This window comes from Serratia sp. CY38905, assembly GCF_052168875.1.
GTDB classification, from domain to species: domain Bacteria; phylum Pseudomonadota; class Gammaproteobacteria; order Enterobacterales; family Enterobacteriaceae; genus Serratia; species Serratia sarumanii.
Genome location: NZ_JBJNLV010000002.1, coordinates 398,511 through 421,238 on the forward strand (window position 1 = coordinate 398,511; position 22,728 = coordinate 421,238).

General features: G+C 59.9%; 20 protein-coding genes and 1 riboswitch. Of the genes, 12 read left to right on the top strand and 8 right to left on the bottom strand.

Annotation, left to right across the window (positions count from 1 at the left end):
- Positions 1-7: 7 nt before the first annotated feature.
- The 4 genes from ACJ8MK_RS08660 to ACJ8MK_RS08675 form a co-directional block, all read right to left on the bottom strand.
- A complete protein-coding gene (locus ACJ8MK_RS08660) occupies positions 8-1,045 on the bottom strand; it encodes an ABC transporter ATP-binding protein (RefSeq protein ID WP_033653102.1) in 1,038 nt (345 codons plus the stop codon).
- On the bottom strand, positions 1,042-2,625 hold the full coding sequence (locus ACJ8MK_RS08665) for an ABC transporter permease (RefSeq protein ID WP_101426953.1): 1,584 nt from the start codon (positions 2,623-2,625) through the stop codon (positions 1,042-1,044). The genes ACJ8MK_RS08660 and ACJ8MK_RS08665 overlap by 4 nt, the downstream gene beginning before the upstream one ends.
- 33 nt (positions 2,626-2,658) lie before the next feature.
- The gene (locus tag ACJ8MK_RS08670) at positions 2,659-3,675 is read right to left on the bottom strand and encodes an iron ABC transporter substrate-binding protein (RefSeq protein WP_041035205.1); all 1,017 of its coding nucleotides are present in this window, start codon (positions 3,673-3,675) and stop codon (positions 2,659-2,661) included.
- A gap of 275 nt (positions 3,676-3,950) precedes the next feature.
- A complete protein-coding gene (locus ACJ8MK_RS08675; protein WP_049233217.1) occupies positions 3,951-4,526 on the bottom strand; it encodes a hypothetical protein in 576 nt (191 codons plus the stop codon).
- Positions 4,527-5,235: 709 nt separating this feature from the next.
- On the opposite strand from ACJ8MK_RS08675, the gene ACJ8MK_RS08680 reads away from it, so the two are divergent.
- The 6 genes from ACJ8MK_RS08680 (at position 5,236) to ACJ8MK_RS08705 (ending at position 10,631) form a co-directional block, all read left to right on the top strand.
- Positions 5,236-5,505: a hypothetical protein gene (locus ACJ8MK_RS08680; RefSeq protein ID WP_033643162.1), complete on the top strand. Its 270-nt coding sequence runs from the start codon at positions 5,236-5,238 to the stop codon at positions 5,503-5,505.
- 175 nt (positions 5,506-5,680) lie between these two features.
- Positions 5,681-7,300, top strand: coding sequence for an ABC transporter substrate-binding protein (locus ACJ8MK_RS08685; RefSeq protein WP_103772372.1), 1,620 nt, complete (start codon positions 5,681-5,683; stop codon positions 7,298-7,300).
- Positions 7,301-7,442: 142 nt separating this feature from the next.
- Positions 7,443-7,616: riboswitch (M-box (ykoK) riboswitch) on the top strand.
- A gap of 77 nt (positions 7,617-7,693) precedes the next feature.
- Positions 7,694-8,716, top strand: a complete 1,023-nt coding sequence (locus ACJ8MK_RS08690) for a magnesium transporter (RefSeq protein WP_033653108.1) — start codon at positions 7,694-7,696, stop codon at positions 8,714-8,716.
- A 139-nt stretch (positions 8,717-8,855) separates the two neighbouring features.
- Positions 8,856-8,939: a protein MgtS gene (gene mgtS / locus ACJ8MK_RS08695; RefSeq protein WP_369803928.1), complete on the top strand. Its 84-nt coding sequence runs from the start codon at positions 8,856-8,858 to the stop codon at positions 8,937-8,939.
- Between the two features lie 109 nt (positions 8,940-9,048).
- Positions 9,049-9,228, top strand: a complete 180-nt coding sequence (locus ACJ8MK_RS08700; RefSeq protein WP_033634607.1) for a hypothetical protein — start codon at positions 9,049-9,051, stop codon at positions 9,226-9,228.
- Between the two features lie 26 nt (positions 9,229-9,254).
- On the top strand, positions 9,255-10,631 hold the full coding sequence (locus ACJ8MK_RS08705; protein ID WP_103772373.1) for a cation diffusion facilitator family transporter: 1,377 nt from the start codon (positions 9,255-9,257) through the stop codon (positions 10,629-10,631).
- Here ACJ8MK_RS08705 and ACJ8MK_RS08710 read toward each other — a convergent pair.
- Together ACJ8MK_RS08710 and ACJ8MK_RS08715 are read right to left on the bottom strand one after the other, a co-directional pair.
- Positions 10,574-11,419: an inositol monophosphatase family protein gene (locus ACJ8MK_RS08710; protein ID WP_103772374.1), complete on the bottom strand. Its 846-nt coding sequence runs from the start codon at positions 11,417-11,419 to the stop codon at positions 10,574-10,576. The genes ACJ8MK_RS08705 and ACJ8MK_RS08710 overlap by 58 nt on opposite strands.
- A 133-nt stretch (positions 11,420-11,552) precedes the next feature.
- Entirely contained in the window at positions 11,553-13,283 is a 1,731-nt protein-coding gene (locus tag ACJ8MK_RS08715) for an ABC-F family ATP-binding cassette domain-containing protein (protein WP_442517658.1), read from the bottom strand.
- 450 nt (positions 13,284-13,733) lie between these two features.
- Between ACJ8MK_RS08715 and ACJ8MK_RS08720 the strand changes: the two genes are divergently transcribed.
- Complete coding sequence (locus ACJ8MK_RS08720; protein ID WP_060422313.1) at positions 13,734-16,163, top strand: DUF3772 domain-containing protein; 2,430 nt, start codon at positions 13,734-13,736, stop codon at positions 16,161-16,163.
- Between the two features lie 48 nt (positions 16,164-16,211).
- On the opposite strand, the gene ACJ8MK_RS08725 is transcribed toward ACJ8MK_RS08720, so the two are convergent.
- Positions 16,212-16,379, bottom strand: coding sequence for a hypothetical protein (locus ACJ8MK_RS08725; protein WP_226873088.1), 168 nt, complete (start codon positions 16,377-16,379; stop codon positions 16,212-16,214).
- A gap of 620 nt (positions 16,380-16,999) precedes the next feature.
- Here ACJ8MK_RS08725 and ACJ8MK_RS08730 point away from each other — a divergent pair.
- The 3 genes from ACJ8MK_RS08730 (at position 17,000) to ACJ8MK_RS08740 (ending at position 19,382) form a co-directional block, all read left to right on the top strand.
- Entirely contained in the window at positions 17,000-18,442 is a 1,443-nt protein-coding gene (locus ACJ8MK_RS08730) for a GGDEF domain-containing protein (protein ID WP_033648375.1), read from the top strand.
- Positions 18,443-18,546: 104 nt separating this feature from the next.
- On the top strand, positions 18,547-18,897 hold the full coding sequence (locus ACJ8MK_RS08735; protein ID WP_033634599.1) for a DUF1428 domain-containing protein: 351 nt from the start codon (positions 18,547-18,549) through the stop codon (positions 18,895-18,897).
- A gap of 11 nt (positions 18,898-18,908) precedes the next feature.
- Complete coding sequence (locus ACJ8MK_RS08740; protein ID WP_033634598.1) at positions 18,909-19,382, top strand: VOC family protein; 474 nt, start codon at positions 18,909-18,911, stop codon at positions 19,380-19,382.
- Here ACJ8MK_RS08740 and ACJ8MK_RS08745 read toward each other — a convergent pair.
- Entirely contained in the window at positions 19,379-19,561 is a 183-nt protein-coding gene (locus ACJ8MK_RS08745; protein ID WP_154231753.1) for a hypothetical protein, read from the bottom strand. The genes ACJ8MK_RS08740 and ACJ8MK_RS08745 overlap by 4 nt on opposite strands.
- Positions 19,562-19,642: 81 nt before the next feature.
- On the opposite strand from ACJ8MK_RS08745, the gene ACJ8MK_RS08750 reads away from it, so the two are divergent.
- Both ACJ8MK_RS08750 and ACJ8MK_RS08755 read left to right on the top strand, forming a co-directional pair.
- Positions 19,643-20,986: a D-serine ammonia-lyase gene (locus ACJ8MK_RS08750; RefSeq protein WP_172904783.1), complete on the top strand. Its 1,344-nt coding sequence runs from the start codon at positions 19,643-19,645 to the stop codon at positions 20,984-20,986.
- Positions 20,987-21,371: 385 nt separating this feature from the next.
- On the top strand, positions 21,372-22,727 hold the full coding sequence (locus tag ACJ8MK_RS08755) for an MFS transporter (RefSeq protein WP_041035185.1): 1,356 nt from the start codon (positions 21,372-21,374) through the stop codon (positions 22,725-22,727).
- The last annotated feature ends 1 nt before the right edge of the window (position 22,728 follow it).

Here is a 22,728-nt window from a genome sequence, read left to right on the forward strand (position 1 = left end):
AAGTGAGTCAACCGGCGAAAATATGCGCCTGGCCCATCACGTTGAGATTGACCTGAGAACCGGGCTGCAGGCCTTCGCGGCTGACGGTTTTGATCTCGATTTGCGCGCCGCCGGCGGCCATTTGCAGGTTGAGCGTAGAGACGAAGCCGGCGAAATCGATGCCGGTGATCACCGCCTGGCCGCGCTGCGCCGGATCTGACAAACCGATTTGAATCTGCTCCGGGCGCAGCATGATGCGCGCCGGGCCGCTGCGTTGCCGATCGTCGACGGCGATGCGCCCCAATGCGCAGTCGGCCCAGCCGTGCGCCAGTTCGGCGGTCAACACCAGCGTTTCGCCAAGGAAGCTGGCGGTCGGCTCATCGACCGGCCGCAGATAGAGATCTTGCGGCGCGCCCACCTGCGCCAGCCGGCCGTTGCGCATCACCGCCACCTGATCGGCGAACGACAGCGCTTCGCTCTGATCGTGGGTAACAAGAATCGACGCCACCTTGGCCTCCGTCAGCAGTTCGGCGACCGCTTTGCGGGTGGCGGCGCGCAGGCCGGTATCCAGCGCCGAGAACGGTTCATCCAGCAGCATCAAACGGGGCTGCTGCGACAGGGCACGCGCCAGCGCGACCCGCTGTTGCTGCCCGCCGGACAGCTCGTGCGGCCACAGCGCGGCCAAACGGCGATCCAGCGCCACCATCTCCATCAGCGCCTCGATGCGCCGCTGTTTCTCACGCTTGCTGCCTGTAAGGCCAAAACCGATGTTGCCGGCGACGGTAAAGTGCGGGAACAGCGCGCCATCCTGCGGAACGAAGCCGATGCCGCGCAGATGCGCCGGCACCCAGCCGCCGCCGTTGCCCATGGCTTGCCCCTGCAGCAGGATCTGGCCGCCGTCGGGAATTTCAAAGCCGGCGATGATGCGCAGCAAGGTGGTTTTGCCGGAGCCGGAAGGGCCGACGATCGCCGTGCGGCTGCCGGCGGCAACCTGCAGGTCGATGCGTTCCAGCACCCTGATGGCGTTATAAGATTTTTCGATACCGTGCAGTTCGAGCGTGCTCATAGTCCCGCCGTGCGTTTAGATTGAGAATAAAGAAGCCAGGTGAGCGGCAATGACAGCGCCACCATAATCAGCGCATAAGGCGCGGCGGCGACGTAGTCTATCTCGCTGGTCAGCGCCCAAAATCCGGTGGCCAGCGTCCGGGTGCCGTTCGGCGCCAGCAGCAGCGTGGCGGTCAACTCATTGGCGATTGCCAGGAACACCAGCGCCGCGCCTGCCGCGGCACCCGGCGCCGCCAGCCGCAAGGTGGTGCTCCACAGCGCCTGCGCCGGCGATTTGCCGAGGCTGCGCGCCACGTTTTCCAATTCCACCGGCGCCTGTGCGATGCCGGCACGCAGATTGATCAGCGCCCGCGGCATAAACATCAGCAAATAGGCCAGCAGCAGGGTGATTTCGGTTTGGTAAATCGGCCGGAAGCTGTGAATGGTGATGGTCACCAGCGCCAACGCCACCACGATGCCGGGCAGCGAGCTGGTTACGTAGTTACAGCCTTCCAGCACGCGGTACAGCCGGGCTGGATAGCGCACTGACAGCCAGGCCATCGGAATGGCACACAGCGTGATCAGCAACGCGCCGACGGCGGACAGCGACAGCGTTTGCCACAGCGCAGGCCACAGGTCGGCGTTGCGCCACGCCTCCCATCCGCCCAGCCACAGCCAGCGGGCCAGGGTGATGAAAGGCACGCCCAGCGCCAGCGCGGTCAGCGAAATCGGCAGCAGCAGCGCCAGCGCGGCGAGCGGCAGCGAAAGGCGACGCGGCGTTTGGCTGCGTGCGCTGCCGGAACCAACGCGGGCATAGCGCGCGCGGCCGCGGCTGAGAGCCTCAAGCAACAGCAGCCCGAGGCAGCACAGCACCAATACGCCGGCCAGCATGTTGGCCGCCGGGCCGTTGAAGGTCGACTGGAACTGATCGAAAATTGCGGTGGTGAAGGTATCGAAGCGGATCATGGCATACAGGCCATACTCCGCCAGCAGGTGCAATGCGATCAGCAACGAACCGCCCCAGACCGCCAGCTTCAGCTGCGGCAGCACCACGCGAAAAAACACCGCCGGCGGCCGGGAACCGAGCGAGGTGGCGACGTCTTCGATACCGGGATCCAGACGGCGCAGCACGGCGGCGGCCGGCAGGTAAATGAACGGGAAATAGGCGAGCACCGAGATGAAGACCCCGGCGCTCAGGCCGTGCATCGACGGCACCAGGCTGATCCAGGCATAGCTTTGCACAAAGGCCGGCACCGCCAGCGGCGCGGTGGCCAGTACCGCCCAAAGACGGCGGCCCGGCAGCGTAGTGCGCTCGGTCAACCAGGCCAGGGCCACGCCCAGCACGGCGCAGATCGGCAGCGTCAGCACCACCAACAGCAGGGTGTTCAACAACAGTTCCGCCACGCGCGGGCGGAAAACCAGAGCTTTGACCGTTTGCCAGCCGGTTTCAAACGCCACGCCGATAACGAATCCCAGCGGCAGCAGCGCCAGCAGCGACAGCAACACGGCGCTGGCCACCACGATCGCCCCCGGCCGCGGGTAACGGGGGGCAATAGAATAACGCCGCGCGGTCTGCGCGGCGTGGGTACTCAGGTTTGACATAACGATCAAAAACTCTCGGTTTGCCGGCCTGCCTTACAGCAGGCCCGCCTCGGTCATCAGTTCGACCACTTTTTTACCGTTCAGCTGCGCGGCGTCTACTTTCGGCGCGTCCAGATCTTTCAGCGGCACCAGTTTCGGGTTCGAGGCCGCGCCGACGCCGACGGCGTATTCGAAAGCGTTGTTGGTGCGCAGGATCTCCTGGCCCTGTTTGCCGGTGATCCACTTGATGAACGCCTGCGCCTGCTGCTGATGCTTGCTGGAAGCCAGCACGCCGCCGCCGGAGATGCTGACGAACGCGCCCGGATCCTGATGTTTGAAGTAATACAGCTTGATGTTATTACTGTTTTCGCCGGTTTTTGCGCCGTCCACGAACGGGTAGTAGTGATAGATCACGCCGCTGTCGACCTGGCCGGCATTGACCGCTTTCATCACCGTGCTGTTGCCCTTGTAGGCGGTGAAGTTGGTTTTCATCGCTTTCAGCCACTCTAGCGTTGCTTTTTCACCTTTCAGCGCCAGCAGCGCGCTGACGATCGCCTGGAAATCGGCGCCAGACGGCGAGGCGGCCCAGCGGCCTTTCCATTCCGGCTTGGCCAGATCCAGCAGCGACTTCGGCAACTGCGCGTCGGTCAGTTTGGCCGGGTTGTAGACGAACACGGTCGAGCGGGCGGCGATGCCGGTCCAGCGGCCGTGGCTTGGGCGATACTGCGGTTCCACCTGGGCCAGCGTCGCGGCGTCCAGCGGGGCGAACAGCTTGGCGTTATCCACCAACACCATCGCCGGGGAGTTTTCCGTCAGGAACACGTCGGCAGGCGAAGCGCTGCCTTCCTGCACCAACTGATTGCCCAGCTCGCTGTCGCCGCCGTTGCGCAGCGTGACCTTGATGCCGGTGTCTTTGGTAAACCCATCGACCCAGGATTTCACCAGGTTTTCATGTTGGGCGTTGTAAATGACGATGCCCTGGTCGGCGGAGGCCGCCTGAGCGCCGAAGGCCAGCATCATCGAGGAGGCGAGCAGGGCGACGGGGCCGAGAGATGAAATACGCAGCTTCATGCAGTTATCCTTTTTAGCGTTCGAATGAGGAAAACGAATATCGCCTGGCAAGCGCAAGCAGGCCGATTTTAGCCAAGAACATCAATAATGATAGTGAAAACGATTCGTATTAAATTATTTTTGACGATCGCTCACAAAATGAATTGCCTTAAGGATAAGTTAAGTTTCGGCTGGAATAATCTGTATTGATTGCCTGAATAGAATTGGGACATGTTATCTCACAGTGAGCGGCCAACCTGCCATCGCAGGCGGCCGCCCGTCAGGCTTGCTTCTTGTCACGCCGGCACAAACTCACCGTTGCCGACGCCGAAGAATTGCCCGTTGATGCTGCCTGCGTACTGCGGCGGATGAACCAAAGAGGTAAGCACCCGACCATTCTCCAGCAGCGTCAGGACGATCGAACCGGGGTTGATGGCCAATTGCAGGGTTAACGGAACGCCGATCAGATTTTCGGCATCGGGCACGGTGCCTTGCAAATAGATTGTCGGGATGTTGATGTTACCGTCTGAGCCGGTGCCGGTGGCCTGGCCGATAAAACGCACCGATGTACCGCTTGATGGGGCATTGGGACCAATATTGGCGAGCTGTGCGGAAATTTGCACGGTCTCCGCATGTGGCGCGCAGCCACACCCGCATCCACAACCCTGGAAGCTGAAGTAGCCGCAGATATTTTGTTGGCACCCGCATCCACACAAGGATTGCGGATGCACTTGCTGGTTGAACGCCGGTTTCAATTGCGGATGTTGGTTGAGCAGCGCCTGCCGGCTCTGCACTTCCGCGTTATAGGCGTCACGTGATTGTTTATTCAATGTTCTAGCCTGTTCAGGCGTAATATCTTGCAATGAAGGCATAGGTAAACTCCTGTGATTTTTGCTGAGTCAGTCTGAAGTGCATATCACGCTGAATCCGGTTAACCACCAGACAGGTAATTGCATCTGAATGGAAATAGTCATTGCCCTCGAAGGAAAACGGTATGGCAAGCAGACCGTTGCATCCTATCCTCACGGCAAGTTTTTATATTTCCGGTTTACTCTTTCGGTAATTATTTTTGATTCAATCATTCGCCAGTTATTGGTTTTATAACCGGCCGTAGCTTCATGTGTATCTCGAAGCCATTTAAAGGTAGTTAGGTGTTATGGAGATATCAAGAGGGGTTTTTAATGTTATTTTTAAATTGAAATGCTACTGATTTCTTCTGTCTATTATTTTGGTGTTAACTTTTTCTTGCAACCAATTAATTAATATGAATTAAGTGGTTATTGTATTTCATCTTGTTGATTTATATTGAATTGTTTTGTCATTATCTTTTTTTGTAAATATTCTCAGTGTATTCATGGAGGTGACGGGTAAGTGTGGGTTTTCATTTGACTTACATCAGTTCCTTGTCAACGCTGTAATGGCAATTAAGCTGTTGCAATGTTGACGTCTTGTTATCGATTGGCGTTCTTTTTCTTCAGTCTTTTCATATCGTTCTTCAGCATTTCGTTCAGGTATTAATAACACGGGCTGTCAACGCGAATGACGAATCATATTCAATAAGAAATCGTGAGAGAGGTACCTATGTCTAATGGACCGTTTTATACCAATCCTATCGTGGTCATCGATGTAGCTAATGATTGCGTGCATGTGGAGATGGCGATCGATGGAGGATTATACGAAAACGTGTTTCCGCTGTCGGTAGCGGCTAATGAACCCTATCCGAAATTGCTGGTGAATCTGGCGATCCAGGCACAGGCGAGCGGTAAATCCTTAATGGTGTGGGGGGAACCCGGCCCAGAGCCGGTTAAAGGCCTGCCGCTGTTTGGTATCACGACCGTGAACATCAAGTAGAGGACGGCAACGCACATTGTGTTTGAAAGCGAAAAGCGCGGTGAGGGATATTCCTTTGATAATGAAAGAAATTCAACACCGCTTTTGGTTATGACTCATAGCGATTAATGATTTAATTTATTCCACTGCCTCATTGCATATTGAACGCGATAAAACACTAATCAGGGATATCGACGTGAAATATTCATTTAATGGCAAGAAATTGGCTGGTTTAATCCTCCTGGCTTTTAACGCGGCGAACGCTCAGGCGGCCGAGGTGCCGGCGGGCGCTAAACTGGCGGAGGTGCAAGAGCTGGTGCGTGCCAACGGGTATGAGCCGGCGACGCTGGATCCGAATCTGGCCGAGAGCAATGTGGAGTTCTACATCTTTAACGATCTGTTCGAAGGGTTGCTGCGCGTCGGTAAAGACGGCGAAGCGGTCCCGGCGCTGGCGCAGAAGTGGGAGCATCAGGGCAACGTCTGGACCTTCCATCTGCGGCCGCAGGCCAAATGGTCGAACGGCGATCCGGTGACCGCCGACGATTTTGTCTACAGCTGGCGGCGCCTCACCGATCCGAAAACCGCCTCGCCGTACGGCAGCTATCTGGCTTCGGCCTACGTGCTGAATGCCACGGCGATCAACGCCGGCAGCAAGCCGCCGAGCGAGTTGGGCGTCAAGGCGCTGGACGCGCACACCCTGCAGGTGACGCTGTCGGAGCCCAACTCCTACCTGCTCAAGCAGTTGGTGCATTTTCCGGTCTTGCCGGTTAACCGCAAGGTGGTGGAGCGGTACGGCAAGAACTGGACTCAACCGGCGCATTTTGTCGGCAACGGCGCATTTCGCCTCAGCCAGTGGGTGGTGAACGAAAAGGTGGTGGTGGAGCGTAACCCGCAGTATTGGGACAACGCCAACACCGTGCTCAACAAGGTGACGTTTTTGCCGATACAGGGCTTCCCGGAAGTGGCGCGTTTTCGCGCCGGCGAGGTTGAGTTGGGGTATACCACGCCGCCGGAGCTGTATCAGCAGCTGAAAAAAACGCTCGGAGAGCAGCAGCTGGTGACCTATCCGCTGCTCTCTACCAGCTATTTCGCCTTCAACAACCGCCAGGCGCCATTTAACGACCTGCGGGTGCGCCAGGCGCTGAATCTGGCGCTCGACAAGGAGATTATCGCCGGCAAGGTGCTGGGATACGGCCAACAGCCGGCCTGGACCTTTACCCCAACGGGGGCGGGTGGCTATAGCCTGCAGCCCGGCGCTGCGGCCGGCTGGACGCCGGAACAGCGGCACGCCCGGGCGAAGCAGTTGCTGGCGCAGGCCGGTTTCAACGCCGAGAATCCGCTGCGCTTTACCGTGCTGTACAGCAACGACGCCACCATCAAGAAGATCGTCATCGCCGCCGCCGCCATGTGGAAAAAGAACCTTGGGGTAGAAGCCCGCTTGCAAAGCCAGGAGCGTAAAGTGACGCTGGATAATATCAACCGCGGGCAGTACGGCGTGGCCTTTACCCGCTGGCTGGCGGACTATAACGACCCGTCTACTTTCCTGAACGTGTTCCGTTCCGACAGCAGCGAGAACAGCGCCAAATACCATAACCCGGACTATGACCGCATTCTGCACCAGGCGACGGCGGCGCAGACGCCGCAGCAGGTGCAGCGCTACTTCCAGCAGGCCGAGGCGGTGCTGGCCGCCGATACGCCGGTGGCGCCGGTGTACTACGAGGCCAACGCCACGCTCATTAAACCCTACGTGAAGGGGATCGACTTTACCCGCCAGGGCGCCTTGTACGATAAAAACGTCTACCTTCTCGAGCACTGAGAAATAAAAAAACGGCTGATTTATATCAGCCGTTTTTATAGATTCGCGTTTAATAAAATTATCCTAAATACTCCATAAACGACGGGCAATCTTTTCTTCCCGCCGGATAAAACACCGCCTATACTGCGCCGGTAGTTTATATGCAGTATCTCGTTTGGCGAGGCTCCTATACAAACACAGGTTACTGATCTGACGACATCGAGAGATGCCCAAGGTTAAGACAGGCTTTATCGGATTAAGGTTCAGCCCAAAGTAACTTCCGAGCAACAATTCGGATACGTTGTATAGTGCTAAAACCTGGACGCGGAGATAGGCAGTCTGCACTCCCCCTCTGTGGTTACGCCCCTATGCGATTCGCTGTTGAAGTTCAAAACAGAAATAGGGACTGACAAAATGATAAAGTCACATCAACACTATTCTTCTCCGGCGCTGAGCGCGACTGAAACTCTCGACGAGACATCGGTCGCCGGTTATATGAACGCCGATTTTATTACCGTTCCCGCGACGATGACGGTCAATCATGCCCGGGAATATTTACTTTCACAGCTTAAAACGGACGAAATTCCCACCCGGGTATTTATTACCGCGGACGATTATCATCTGCGCGGCACGCTGTCGGTGAAAAAACTGCTGCAGTGCGACGAGCAGGATAAAGCGGTCGGCGTGATGATGGATCACAGCTATTTTCAGGTTTCACCCGACGACGATCGCAACGACGTGGCGCATCTGCTCGGCAAGGGCGGCCTGGACGTGGTGCCGGTCGTGGCGAACAACACGCTGGTCGGCGTGCTGGGGGAGCGAGAGATCGCCCGGCTGGTCGAGGCTGAAAACACCGAAGACGCGCAGCGCCAGGGCGCGAGCCTGCCGCTGGACAAGCCTTATCTGGAGACCAGCCCGTGGGCGCTGTGGCGCAAACGCTCGGTGTGGCTGCTGATGCTGTTCGTCGCCGAGGCTTACACCGGCAACGTGCTCAAGGCGTTTGAAGAGCAACTCGAAGCGGCGATCGCGCTGGCGTTCTTTATCCCGCTGCTGATCGGCACCGGCGGCAACAGCGGCACCCAGATCACCTCGACGCTGGTGCGCGCCATGGCGCTGGGCGAGGTCAGCCTGCGCAATCTTGGCGCGGTGATCCGCAAAGAGGTCACGACCTCGCTGCTGATCGCGGTCACCATTGGCCTGGCGGCCTGGGTGCGCGCCTGGATCATGGGCGTCGGCATGGAGGTGACGCTGGTGGTCAGCCTGTCGCTGGTGGCGATCACCGTGTGGAGTGCGATTGTCTCGTCGATCATTCCGATGCTGTTGAAACGGCTCGGCATCGATCCGGCGGTGGTGTCGGCGCCGTTTATCGCCACCTTTATCGACGGCACCGGCCTGATTATTTATTTCAAAATTGCCCAGTACGTTTTGGGGATTTAAATGGTTCCCGCTCTAAAAGGGCGGGAGTGTGACAAAAAAGAGGAGGACGTTAAAAAATATGGATACCGACCAACCCCGATATTTAACGCGAGGGGCTTTTATCGATAACATTTAACCTGAGGAAAAAACAATGGGAAACATGACTATTTTTATGGGATTCCTGGCAATGATCAGCTCACTGGGCCTGTTGGCGGCCTATATGAGCACCAAATGGGATGATTGATGAACGCAAAAGATCCGCCTAGATGCATCCTCCCCGTAACCGTTATTTATTATGGGGAGGATTTTTAGCGGCGCGCCGAACGCGCGGCCTGATACGGGAGTTGATAATAATGACGATTCTTATTCTGGGATTGCTCTACGCCATTTTAATGATCTCGGTGGGCGTTAATGAGATTTATTTTTATTCCACCGGAAAATCCAATTTTCTTACTAGCCTCATGCTGACATTCTCTGGCAGTATGCTGCTGATCGCCGTTGTCTGGCAATTATCCTCTAAAATAAAAAAATAAATCACCGTCCGAATGTGAGCAGCATAATGCAGAATGAAAAACAGGCCGTGGCCAGAAACTCGATGATCGCCAGCGGGTTACTGGCCACGGGCAAATTTGTCGCCGGCATTTTTACCGGCAGTATTGGCCTGATATCCGAAGGGATCCACTCTTTCACCGATTTTATCGCCACCAGCATCACCTGGCTGGCGGTGCGCATCAGCGATAAGCCCGCCGATGACGATCACCACTTCGGCCACGGCAAGGTGGAAAACCTGGCGGCGCTGTTCGAGGTGCTGCTGTTGCTGGGCGCCGCCGGTTGGATTGTCTATGAGGCGGGCAGCAGCCTGCTCGGGCAGCCGCATGAGATCGTCGCCGCGCCGGTGGTGATCGCGGTGCTGCTGATTTCCATCTGCGTCGATTTCTTCCGCGTGCGGGCGCTCAACCGCGTCGCCAAAGCGACCGACAGCGCGGCACTGGAAGCGGATGCGCTGCATTTCTTCTCCGACATGCTTTCGTCCGGCGTGGTGCTGCTGGGCATGGTGTTTGTGCTGCTGGGCTTTGGCCGCGCGGACGCCATCGCCGCGCTGATCGTCGCCGGCTTTATCTTTGTCGCCGCGATCAAACTGGGTAAACGCTCCTTCGATTCACTGATGGATGCCGCGCCGGCCGGGGCTACTGAGGCGATCCGCGCCACGCTGGCGCGTTTTCCGGCGGTGCTGGCCTGCGACAGCGTGCGCATTCGCAATGCCGGCGCGGTGCTGTTCGTCGAGATCACGGTGGCGGTGTGCCGCACCTTGCCGCTGGAGCGCATCGACGCGCTGAAGCGAGAGATCGTCGAGCGACTGCGGGAGCACTACGCCAGGGCGGAATTCACCGTCATCGCGGTGCCGCAGACCCGCAGCGATGAAGACATGGCGACGCGCATTCGGGCGATCGCCGCCAACCACGGCGCGCAGGTACAGAATGTGACCTTGCAGCAGCTGCCGACGCACATGGCGATCGGCATGGATCTGGCGGTGCCGGCCAACGCCAGCGTGGCGCAGGCGCATGATATCGCCACAGAGATAGAAGGGATCCTGCGTCAGGCGATCGGTGAAGACACCGAGATAGAGACGCACCTGGAGCCGCAGACGCCGCACTGGCTGACCAGCGAGGATGTCGATGCGACGGAGCTGGCCGATATTCGGCGGATCCTGCAGTCGGCGCTGGAGCAGGGAGAGAGCGTGCAAGACGTACACAACGTGCGCGCACGCAAGAGCGACGGCGGCATCATTGTCAATTTCCACTGCCGGGTGTCGCCGGCGGTCACCATCGCCGCCGCGCACGATGCGGTCGATCGGGTCGAGCGCCGGCTGCGCGCGCTTTATCCGGCCATCACGCGCGCGATAGGGCACGTCGAGCCGATCAAGCCCGGCATATGAATCAGCTCGGCCAACTGCGGGTAGAGCGCCGCGTTGGCCAGCAGCAACGGGTTGCCGCGCCGCAGCCCGTCGTTGTGCATAAAGTCATTCGCCACGCCGCCAGCTTCGCGCGTCAGCACCCACCCAGGCAGGCTGTCCCAGGCGTTCATGTGCGGTTCGTAATAGCCCAGCAGCCGCCCGGCGGCCACCTGGGCGGTCATCAACGCGCCGGAGCCGCTGCGCACAAACATCCCTCCCGCCTGCAGCAGGCGACAGAGAAAGCCGCTGAATTCCGCCGCCGAGGCGCGCGGGGAAATCCCGACGCCCATCACGCCATCCGCGACGCTGCGCCCGGCATGCACAGCGATCGGCTCCCCATTGAGAAAGGCGCCGCCGCCGCGACAGGCGCGGAACATTTCGCGGTGGTTGGGATCGTAGACCACGCCTATCGTCGGCTCGCCGTCGATCACCACGCCTATCGCGATACACCAGGTATGCAATCCGTTCAGGAAGCAGGCGGTGCCGTCAATCGGATCGACGACCCAAATACAGGCGGCATTCTCGCCGGCGCTGCCGCTTTCCTCGCCGAGAAACCCGTCCAGGGGAAAACGGCGGCTGATCATGCGGCGGATTAGCGCTTCGACGCGGCGATCGGCCTCGCTGACCACGTCCTGCAGCCCCTGTTTGAAGTCGATGGCCAGGGTTTGCCGCCGTTGATAAAAGCTGAAGGCGAGATCGGCGGCGGCGCGGGCGATCTCACGCGCGAAGCGGTAGCGCGCCTCGATGTCCCGTAGGGAAAGTGAAGTCATGGCGGCTCGATAGCAAAGAACGAATCGGTTAACCCTGCCATAAAAGGATGAAGGTAATGTGTCGTTCAGCGCGGCGGGGATGAAAAGCGCAGCTGCACGTCAAAAACAGGCCGCCGTTCGGCGGCCTGTGGGGTTAGCCCAGATTCAACCGGGCGGTGATGTCGGCAATCTCGCGGCGCCAGCGCGCCTGCAGCGCCGGTTTCTGGTGCTTGGGCTTGCGCGCCAGGTCGTCCTCCAGTTTGCTTTCGAGGGCCAACAGCGCGGCCAACAGCGCTTCTTCGTCTTCCAGCCGCTCGTGCGGCGTCGGACAGTCTGCGTTGGTCTTGCCCGCCGTCGGCAGCGCCGGCGCTTCGCCCGCCAGGCGTTGATACACCGGCGCCAGATCGTGCCACTCCTCCAGTTTTTGCTGGTCGATCAGCCAAAAGCGGTTGCAGCTTTGTTCGATCAGCATCCGGTCATGGGTGACCAACATGACGGCGCCGGCGAACTGGCGCAGCGTTTCCGCCAACTCTTCTTTGCCCGCCATATCCAGGTGGTTGGTGGGCTCGTCCAGCAGCAGCAACGAATGGTTGGCCAGCGTCAGGCCGACGAACAGCAGCCGCGAACGCTCGCCGCCGCTCAGCGAACGGATCTGCTGATGATGGCGCAGGTAAGGGAAGCCGGCGCCGATCAGCGCCATTTTCCGCTGTTCCTCGGTCAGCGGCGCAAACTGCGCCAGCGCTTCGCTCAACGTGTCTTCATCGCGCAGCTGTTGCAGGCTCTGATCGTAATAGCCGATGCGCACGCGCGGGTGGAAGAGCGCCGGGCGTTCCGTGGGCTGCTGATACGCCTGCCACAGCAAGCGCAGCAGCGACGATTTGCCGCAGCCGTTGCGCCCGACGATGGCGATGCGATCGCCGCTTTTCACCCGCAGATGTGCCAGGCTGAACAGCACCGGCGCCTCCGGCGCCGGGCGCACGGCCCATTGCGGCAGCGCCAGCAGGCGATCGGCGTCCAGCGCCTCTCCCTGCAGTCGCAGCCGCCACGGGCTGCCGGCGGTCAGGGTGGTCTGTTCTTCCTTCAACCGATCGACGTGCTTTTCCATTTGCTTGGCTTTGCGCGCCAGATCTTCGTTGTCATAGACCTTGCCCCAGGTCGCCAGACGTTTGGCGCTTTTTTCCACCCGGTCTATCTCTTTTTGCTCGGCCCGACGGCGGTGCTCGTCCGCAGCGTCCTGTTCCGCCAGCGCCTGACGCGCGGCGGAGCAGGGCAAGCGGAAAAACTGCAGCGTTTTGTCGCGCAGGATCCAGGTACAGTTGGTCACCTGATCGAGCAGATAGCGATCGTGCGACACCAGCACGAAGCTGCCGTTCCAGCTGCGCAAGAACTGCTCCAGCCACAGCAGCGTGGGCAGATCCAGGTGGTTGCTGGGCTCGTCGAGCAGCAGCAGATCGGGCTGACGGATCAGCGCGCGCGCCAGCAGCAGGCGGGTGTGCTGGCCGCCGCTGAGGGTGCCGGCGGTCAACGTCCAGCTCGCCGGTTCAAACCCCAGCTCGGCGAGCAGCGCTTCACAGCGCCAGCGTTCGCTGAGGTGTTGGCTCGCCGGAAGCCGCGCCAGCACCGCATCCAGCAGAGTGCAGGCGTGCAGCTCGGGCGGCAGGTGTTGTTCGATGCGCGCCATCAGGCATTGTTGTGACAATGTCACCGTTCCGCTGTGGATGGGCAGGGCGCCGCTGAGCAGTTGCAGCAGGGTGCTTTTGCCGCAGCCGTTGTCGCCGATCAAACCGATGCGATCGCCTTTTTTCAGGGTGAAGGAAATCTCGCTCAGCAGGACGCCGAACGCGTTGTCGTAACCGACAGATTGTGCAGACAGTAGTGTGCTCATTGCTTACTCAAGAGTTACAGGCATGACAATGCCTATCGTCAAACATCGCTGACGACAACCCGGTAAGCCGGAGGGAAGATCCTGGATTTTAGTAAGCTTCGCTCAAGCTGGGTTATCGCAGCACGATACCGGTAATGCTTGAGCGGCGACGATTACCAAAGAAGTGTGAGTGAAAAAACAATTCACACGTCAGCATAGTAAGTCTCCTTTTATTGGTTGCAGGTTAATCGGTGGCTGGAGTATAGAGCGCCTTGTGCCGTATCGCCAGTGTAAAAGCGCCTGAATAATCAGCAGGCTAAGGAGGGCGCGCGCGCGTGGCACACAATGGGAATAATTACTGTATTTCGGCCGACATTAAGCAGCTATTATAATTAGCGTTTATGGTTAAGCGACGGTTCATCCGCCGCCTGTTCGTCTGTCTATCAGATAATGATGCTGAGCACTGAATTTATGTTAAAGCCTCGCCCGTTCCTGCTGTTGTTGTTATTGCTGTTTGGTTTGCAACTGACGCCGTTCGGCGCCGTCGCCGCCGCCCAGGATGATCCCGCCGCCGAAAGCGCGCCCGATCCCGCTACGCAGCTGAAAGCCGCGCAAAAGCAGTTGGACAGCATGAAGCAGCTGGTTTCCAAAGCGACCACCGATACACAGCTCAGCAAACTGCGGCTGGCGACCGACGATCTGGTCGCCAGCATGGAAAAGCTCGCCACCGATCTGCAGCCCGAGCAGGACAAACTGAAAGCGCAGCTGGACGTCCTGGGGCCGGCCCCGGCTGCCGGCGCGCTGCCGGAAACCCCGGCGGTGGCCCAGCAGCGCAACGCGCTGAACAACAGCAAGAAACAGCTGGACGATGCGGTAAAACGCGCTCAGGCCATCAAGACCAGCGCCTTCGAACTCGGGCAACAGATCGGCGATCTGCGCCGGGTGGCGTTTAAAACCCAGCTGGCGCTGAATACCGGCAGCATTCTGGGCATCAAATTCTGGGCGCCGGTGCTGCAGCCGTCCGAAAATGACGTGCAGCGGCTGGATCAGTTCAACGCCGAGATGAAAGCGGCCTGGGATGCCAGTTGGCAGGACGAGTGGCGTTACGGCACGCTGGCGTTGTTGGCGCTGGCGGTGATTGTCTGGTCCTGGGGGCGCTATTTCTCCGAGCGTTTCCTCGCCTGGGTCAGCATCCGTTTCCTGCCGGACGGGCGTCTGCGCCGCAGCTTTATGGCGCTCGTCACCGTGGTGGTGACGGTGATCACCACCTCTATCGCGCTGAACCTGCTGTATTACGTCTTTGTTCGCGTGCAGCCGCTGCCGGTGATGCTGGAGGACTTCGCCGAAGGCTTTAACCGTCTGGGGATTTTCTGCGCGCTGATCGCCGGGCTGGGGCGTGCGGCGCTGTCGCTGAATCGCCCGTCGTGGCGCTTGGCTTCCATGGATAACGAGGTGGCCGCCGGGCTGCGTTACTTCTCGCCGCTGCTGGCCGGCCTGGCGTTGGCGTTCGGCACCGTGGAGCTGATCAACAACGTCGTCAGCGCCTCATTGGCCACCACCATCTTCGGCAACGGCCTGGTGGCGGGGCTGATCGGCATGGTGCTGCTGGCGGCGCCACTGCGCGGCCAGCGCATTCGGCGCCGGCTGGAACAGCAGGGCGCGCACCTGGAAAAACGCACGCTGGTCAGCGGGCTGGTGCACCTCGTCACCCTGGTCTGTTCGGTGGTGATCCTGTTTTCCCTGCTTATCGGCTACATCGCCTTCGCCCGCTTCCTGACCTACCAACTGATCTGGGTGGTGCTGGTGCTGATGGCGTTCTATTTTATGGTGCTGTTCGCCACCGATTTGTGCGCCGCGCTGTTTTCGCCGCAGACCGTCAGCGGCAAGATGCTGAAGAAAACGCTCAGCTTCAAGGATCGCCATTTGGAGCAGATGGCGATCATCACCACCGCGCTGGCCAAATGTTCGCTGTTGCTATTGATGATTGTCTCGCTGTTCAACGGCTCGTTCGGCAGCACCACGCCGGGTTCGCTGATGGAGAAAATCGTCTCCATCCTGACCGGTGAAGGCTTGCAGCGTTTCAACATCGTGCCCGGCAACCTGCTCAACGCCGTGATCTGCCTGGCGATCGGCATCTATATTCTGCGCGCGGTGCGGCGCTGGCTGGGATCTGAACTGCTGCCGAAAACCATCTCGGACGTCGGCATCCGCGCCTCGCTGGTGACGCTGTTCAGCAATATCGGCTATGTGCTGGTGATACTGATCACCCTGGCGGCGCTGGGCATCCAGTGGAGCAACCTGGCGTGGATCGTCAGCGCCCTGTCGGTCGGCATCGGTTTCGGTTTGCAGGAGATCGTGAAGAACTTTATTTCCGGCCTGATCCTGCTGACCGAGCGCCCGGTGAAGGTGGGGGATATGATCGGCATCGGCGGCGTGGAAGGCGACGTGCGGCGCATCAACGTGCGTGCCACCGAAATCCAGCTCAGCGACCGCTCCACCATGATCGTACCGAACTCGCAGCTGATCTCGCAGAACGTGCGCAACGCCACCATGGGCAACGCGCAAGGGGTGGTGACCATCGCGCTGACGTTCCCGACCGACATTGATCCGGAGCAGGTGCGCAATATTCTGCTTAACGCTTACCACGAATACGAAAACATCCTGGAAACGCCGGCGCCTTACGTGCGCTTCAGCCAGCTGGGGCCGGACGGCATTATCCTGAGCGTGACCGGCTATGTGCCGAGCCCGCGCATGGTTGGCGCGACCAAGAGCGAACTGCTGTTCAACATCCTCAAGCTGCTGCGCGCGCAGCGTGTCAGCCTGTCCAGCCCGCAGGAAGTGGTGTTTATGAAGCAGCAGGCGACGCGATATCAGGCCAACGAAGAGGAACACTCCTCCTAATTCAGCCCTGAGGCGGCGGGCCGTTAAGCGACGGCCCGCCGAATGCGGCTAGTACATCGACGGCTCCACCGATTGCGAACAGTCGCTGTTGGCGCTGGATTTGGTGCAGGTATAAGGCTCATTCGGCGAGGCCGAAGGCGCATTCGACGGGCCGCTACCGCCGCCGATGCACCCGCTCAGCATCAGCATCAAAAACACGAGAGTAATCTTCTTCATCTCACCGTCCTCCATTGCGATTCCTCCCTTAAGTATATGTCGGGAAAGCGAACGGCACCGCTCGCCGGTGCGATCTATACATCCTTCGATGCCTTGTTGGCGCACAACGTCGGCGAATGAGGAGAAAAAGATGCGAACTGACGACGAGTTGACCCGCTTCCAGGCAGGGCTGTGTCAACTATGACGGCGCGCGTCTGGCGGCGCTGCCGTGCGCCAGTCACTTCGCGTCGCTGCTGCGGCCGGCGTTGTTCAACCGTGCGCTGATGGATTTCTCGCTGGTGTAGACTTCAATGAGTGTTAAGAAGAACTATTCTTGGTATCGATAAATATTTCCAACTATAAATGTCTCCGCACATCGCCCAATCTTTAGGAACAAGACGGCGGTTTTTGCCGGTGTCAGGCCGGCTGGGGCGTGGCTGCTTCAGCAGTTTTTGCGCCAGACGAGCAACTGCCGTCAATACATTGATACACAAATATATTTTCCCTTGATGAATAAACAGGTGCTCGGGCCGCTAAAACTGGCAATAATAGGTTGGTCGGCCGCTTATCTTCTCCTCATCGTCGACGGTTGTGACACGAACAGATTGTCACCTTACACAGCAGAAGTCTCTGGATCCAAGATGCAAACCACCTCGTTGTCCGATACCCGGAAAATCTGGCCCGCACTCACCGTCTTTTTGTTGGTGTTCGCGGCTTGCCTGCTGGGCATCGTCAGCCGTCCCGTCGGATTTTTGGCGGTATTCTGGCCGGTCAACGCCGTACTGCTGGCGGTTCTGGTGCGCTGCCCGCAGTGGGCTACGCGCGCCGGCTGGGGCATGGCGGTGCTGGGGTATCTGGCGGCGGATCTGCTGACCGGCAGCTCGCTGCAAAAGGCGTTGCTGCTGAACGCCGCCAATCTGACCGGCGTGGTGGTGGGGTATCTGCTGTTCATGCGGCTGTCGCCGCCGGCTCGCATGCTGCAGCGCGGCGCCTCCAGCATGTACCTGTTCGGTATTTGCCTGGCCGCCGCCGCCGCGACCGGTGTGGTGGGCGCGGGAGTCTCGCAGTGGCTGTTCGGCAGGCCCTATTTAACCTCGCTGGCGCTGTGGTTCTCGTCCGAATTCACCAACTACGTCACGCTGATGCCGTTTATTCTGGTGTTTCCCGCTGATTGGCGCTATCGCCTGCGCGTGGCCTGCGCCATGTTGACGCAGCGCAGCCAATGGCCGCAGGCGGGGCGGAAAATGGCGGTGTTGGCGCTGCTGGCGCTGGCGGCGGTCTGCAGCGTGCTGATCGGCGGCCCCGGCGCGGTGATCTTTCCCATGCCGGTGCTGCTGTGGCTGGCGATGTCCTTTTCGCTGTTCAGCACCATGATCGCGGTGCTGGTTTATGTGCTGTGGTGCCATCTGGCGATCGATTTCGGGTTGCTGAGCACCACGCTCGACATGAAGGTGCTGCAGAACACGGTATCGATGCGTTTGGGCATCGCGCTGCTGGCGCTGGGGCCGATTGCCGTCGCCAGCATGAACTATGCGCGCAACGCGCTGTTGCGCACGCTGGAGCACGTGGCGAGTCACGATGCGTTGACCCACGTGCTGACGCGCAATGCGTTTATGCAGCGCGGCGAGCGAGTGATAGACCAGAAAGGCGAGCTGGTGTGCGTCATGATGCTCGACATCGATTACTTCAAATCGATCAATGATCGTTTCGGCCACGCCGGTGGCGATCAGGCGCTGATGGCGTTTACCCGTGCGATTGCCGCCGATCTGAGCGTCGATGATCTGTTCGGCCGCATGGGCGGGGAAGAGTTCGCCATCGTCTCGACGCTCGGCCAGCCGCAGCAGGGGGTGCAGCTGGCCGAACGGCTGCGGCAACGCATTGAGGCGGAATCGATCACCATGCCGGCCGGCCATCCGCTGCAGATCACCGTCAGCATCGGCATGGTAACCTGCCCGGGCGGTTCCGGCCACAGCCTGGCCGACCTGCTCAAACTGGCGGATCTGGCGGTATACAAAGCGAAAAACGCCGGCCGTAACCGGGTCGCCACGCCGGAATCTTGCCCGCCGAACGATCCTGACCGCTGAACTTCCGATCCGTGCCGCACGCCCGCCGTCTAAACTGGTAGGGGGCGCGGACTACTTTGCCCGCGCTGAACCGACTGTCCTTAATCAGACAAGAGGATATCAGAATGAAATACGTAGATGGGTTTGTGGTGGCGGTGCCGGCCGCCAATAAGGAGGCATATCACCGGTTGGCGGCCGCAGCGGCGCCGCTGTTTAAAGAGTTTGGCGCCACGCGCGTCGTGGAGTGCTGGGGCGATGATGTGCCCGACGGCAAACTTACCGACTTTCGCGGCGCGGTGAAGGCGCAGGAAGGCGAAGTGGTGGTGTTCAGCTGGATAGAGTACCCCTCCAAGGCGGTGCGCGACGCCGCCAACGAGAAAATGATGAACGATCCGCGCATGAAGGCGCTGGGCGAGATGCCGTTTGACGGCAAGCGCATGATCTTTGGCGGGTTCGCGCCGATCCTCGATACCTGAAGGAGGCGCAGATGGCCAGAATTACGCAACATCTGTGGTTTGAAAAAGACATGGAGGCGGCGCTGAATTGCTATGTCGCGCTGATCCCCGGTTCGTCCGTGAACTGGTTTTCCGATCTGCCGGCGGATACGCCGAGCGGCCCGGCCGGCAGCGTGAAGCTGGCTTCCTTCACCCTGGGCGACCAGCGCTATGCGGCGATCGAAGCCGGGCCGTTGGATCCGTTCAACCACAGCTTCTCCGTGATGGTGGAATGCGACGATCAGGCGGAGGTCGACCGGCTGTGGGACGCGTTGTGCGTGGGCGGCGAGGCGGAGCAGTGCGGCTGGCTGCGCGATCGCTGGGGGTTGTGCTGGCAGATCGTGCCGCGGCGCCTGACCGAACTGATGAACGATCCTGACGCCGCCCGCGTGCGGCGGGTCACGGAAGCGATGCTGCTGATGGGCAAAATCGACATCGCCGGCCTGGAAGCGGCGGCGCGGGGTTAGCGGATAAAAGATGCATCGAGAGCGCAGCACTTAACGCATCGGCGCTGGTTTCCCTCGGCATTCCCGGCGGCATCGCCGCGAAAACCGGCGGTGCGCCGATTTTGCCGGGCGTGGCGGGTATTCTGATCTGGTTTGGCGTCGCGGCCGGGTAGCGCCGCGCTTGCATCAATCTGTTGCATCTCAAGCTCAGTATTTATCATTTGTCAGCCGCCGGCGTTCGCGGCATGGTGACGGCAACGCCAAATCAGTCAGGGACACTTATGCAAAAATCACAGATTCAACCGTGGGTTGCGCAGCACCCGCTGTTGCAACGAATGGTCGCCCTCGAGCCTATCACCTGGTTCAATCCGCGCGCGACAACGCTGGCCGCAGGCTTGCCCCATGTCGGCCTGACCGCCGCCGACGTCGCCGCCGCGGAGCAACGCCTGGCGCGCTTTGCGCCTTATCTCGCCGTGGCCTTCCCGGAAACCCGGCCGACAAAGGGGATCATCGAATCCGAGCTGGTGGCGATCCCCGCCATGCAGCAGGCGTTGGACCTGCGCTATGGGCTGCGGCTTGGCGGGAAGCTGCTGCTGAAAAAGGACAGCCATCTGCCGATCTCCGGCTCAATCAAGGCGCGCGGCGGCATTTACGAGGTGCTGACGCATGCGGAGACGCTGGCGCTGGAGGCGGGGCTGCTGCAGATCGGCGACGACTACGCCCGGCTGTTTTCCGACGAGTTTCGCCAGTTCTTCCGCCAGTACCGCATCGCCGTCGGTTCGACCGGCAACCTGGGGCTCTCTATCGGCATCATCAGCGCCCGACTGGGGTTTGACGTCAGCGTCCACATGTCGGCGGATGCGCGGGCGTGGAAGAAGCAAAAGCTGCGCGACAACGGCGTCACGGTGGTGGAGTACGCCGAAGATTACGGTGTGGCGGTCGAGCAGGGGCGCAAGCAGGCGGCGAGCGATCCGCGCTGTTTCTTTATCGATGATGAAAACTCGCAAACCCTGTTTCTCGGCTACGCGGTGGCCGGCGGCCGCCTGAAGCGGCAGTTTGACCAACAGGGCATCGTGGTGGACGCACAGCATCCGCTGTTCGTGTATCTGCCGTGCGGCGTCGGCGGTGGGCCGGGCGGCGTGGCGTTTGGCCTCAAGCTGGCCTTCGGCGACCATGTTCACTGCGTTTTCGCCGAGCCGACCCATTCGCCCTGCATGTTGCTCGGCGTTTACAGCGGGCTGCACGACGGCATTGCGGTGCAGGATCTTGGCATCGATAACCGCACCGCGGCGGACGGGCTGGCGGTGGGACGCGCCTCCGGCTTTGTCGGCCGGGCGATGGAGCGCCTGTTAAGCGCATTCTACACCCTGAGCGACGAAGAGATGTTTGCGCTGCTCGGGCTGTTGGACAAGCACGAGCATATCCAGCTGGAGCCGTCCGCGCTGGCCGGCATGGCCGGGCCGTGGCGCGTTGCGGCCCAGGCGCGGCAGCTCAGCGAGCAAGGCATCAGCACAGAGAGCCTGGCGCAGGCGACGCACCTGGTGTGGGCGACCGGTGGCGGCATGGTGCCGCCGGCGGAAATGGCGAAGTACCTCGCCGCCGGGCAGGCGTCTCTGAGTCAATAAGGGCGTTTCTTGCGCTCGCTCCCTTTTTAGGGGGCGAGCGCCGTTCGAAAAGCGTCTGTGCCTTCAGGCCGATGGTCAGCGCCAAACAGGGCAGTGGCAATGTTTCTGAAATGTTAATTGAATCACAAACCCTCATTCTGTGGTAACGGCAAAAATAACCCCATCCCATTAATAGTAAATAAAATTATTTTATTTACCGTCCTCTGATGTTCGTTTATCGCACGCTTATTGTTTTAACAATATTGAAGCATTTGCCGTGGGGTGGTTTGATTTAATTGTCGATTAACGAACTATGTTCCGATAATCGCACAAATTAACCCTCTTGCCGGTACGCAGCCGGCTGTTCTGTGCGGTGAGGGTTGCCGCACCCCCTGAGGAGCAAGCCATGCCACACGATAACAACGTAGAAATCCGAGGGTTTATCGATGACCAGCCATTTTCTCGCTACCAGTGGTTGATACTGGTTTTGTGTTTCTTGGCGGTAGCGCTGGACGGCTTCGATACCGCCATTATCGGTTTCATTGCCACGTCGCTGGTGCAGGAATGGGGAATAGAAAAAACCTCTCTGGGGCCTGTGATGAGCGCTGCTTTGGTCGGCCTGGCGGTGGGCGCGTTGGCCGCCGGGCCGTTGGCGGATCGCATCGGGCGCAAGAAAGTGCTGGTGATCTCGCTGCTGCTGTTCGGCGGCTTCAGTCTGCTGACCGCCTTCGCCGGCTCGCTGTCGACGCTGACGCTGTTGCGTTTCCTGACGGGGCTGGGATTGGGGGCGGCCATGCCCAATGCCGCCACGCTGATGTCGGAATATGCGCCTCAGCGCTGCCGGGCTCTGATGGTGAATCTGATGTTTTGCGGTTTTCCTCTCGGCTCATCGCTGGGCGGCTTTTCTTCCGCCTGGCTGATCCCGCATTTCGGCTGGCAGAGCGTGATGGTGCTGGGTGGCGTTATGCCGCTGCTGCTGGCGCTGGTCTTGATCGCTGCCTTGCCCGAGTCCGCGCGCTTTATGGTTGCGCGCGGCTATGCCGCAGAACGCATCGCCAAAGTGTTGAAGCGCATTGCGCCACTCCCAAAGACGCCGCATTTCATGTTGCAGGAAGAGGGGCAGATAAAGGCGGCCTCGCCGCTGGGGATGATTTTTTCCCGTCGCTATCTGCTGGGCACCTTGATGCTGTGCCTGACTTACTTTATGGGGTTGATGATTTTCTATCTGCTGACCAGTTGGCTGCCCCTGTTGATCCGTGAAACCGGCGCTTCCGTCACGCAGGCGTCGCTGATCACCGCGCTGTTTCCGCTCGGCGGGGGGCTTGGCGTATTGATTATCGGTTGGTTGATGGATCGCATGAACCCGCACAAGGTGGTGGCCGTCGGCTATTTGCTCACCGGCCTGTTCGTCGGCATCATCGGCTTTGTCTATAGCTACCCGCCGCTGATGGCGATCACGGTGTTCATCGCCGGCACCTGCATGAACGGCGCGCAGTCATCCATGCCGGCCCTGGCAGCCGGATTTTATCCCACCCAGAGCCGGGCGACCGGCGTGGCATGGATGCTCGGTCTTGGGCGTTTTGGCGGCATTCTGGGGGCGATGAGCGGTGGTGCGCTGATGCAGATGCAGCTGTCGTTCAGCACCATATTCACACTGCTGGCCATCCCGGCGCTGATCGCGGCGCTGGCGTTGATCGCCAAGCACCTTTCCGGCTACCCGGCGCTGCCGGCGCCGCTCAATAAAAATGCTGTGAGGGAATAAT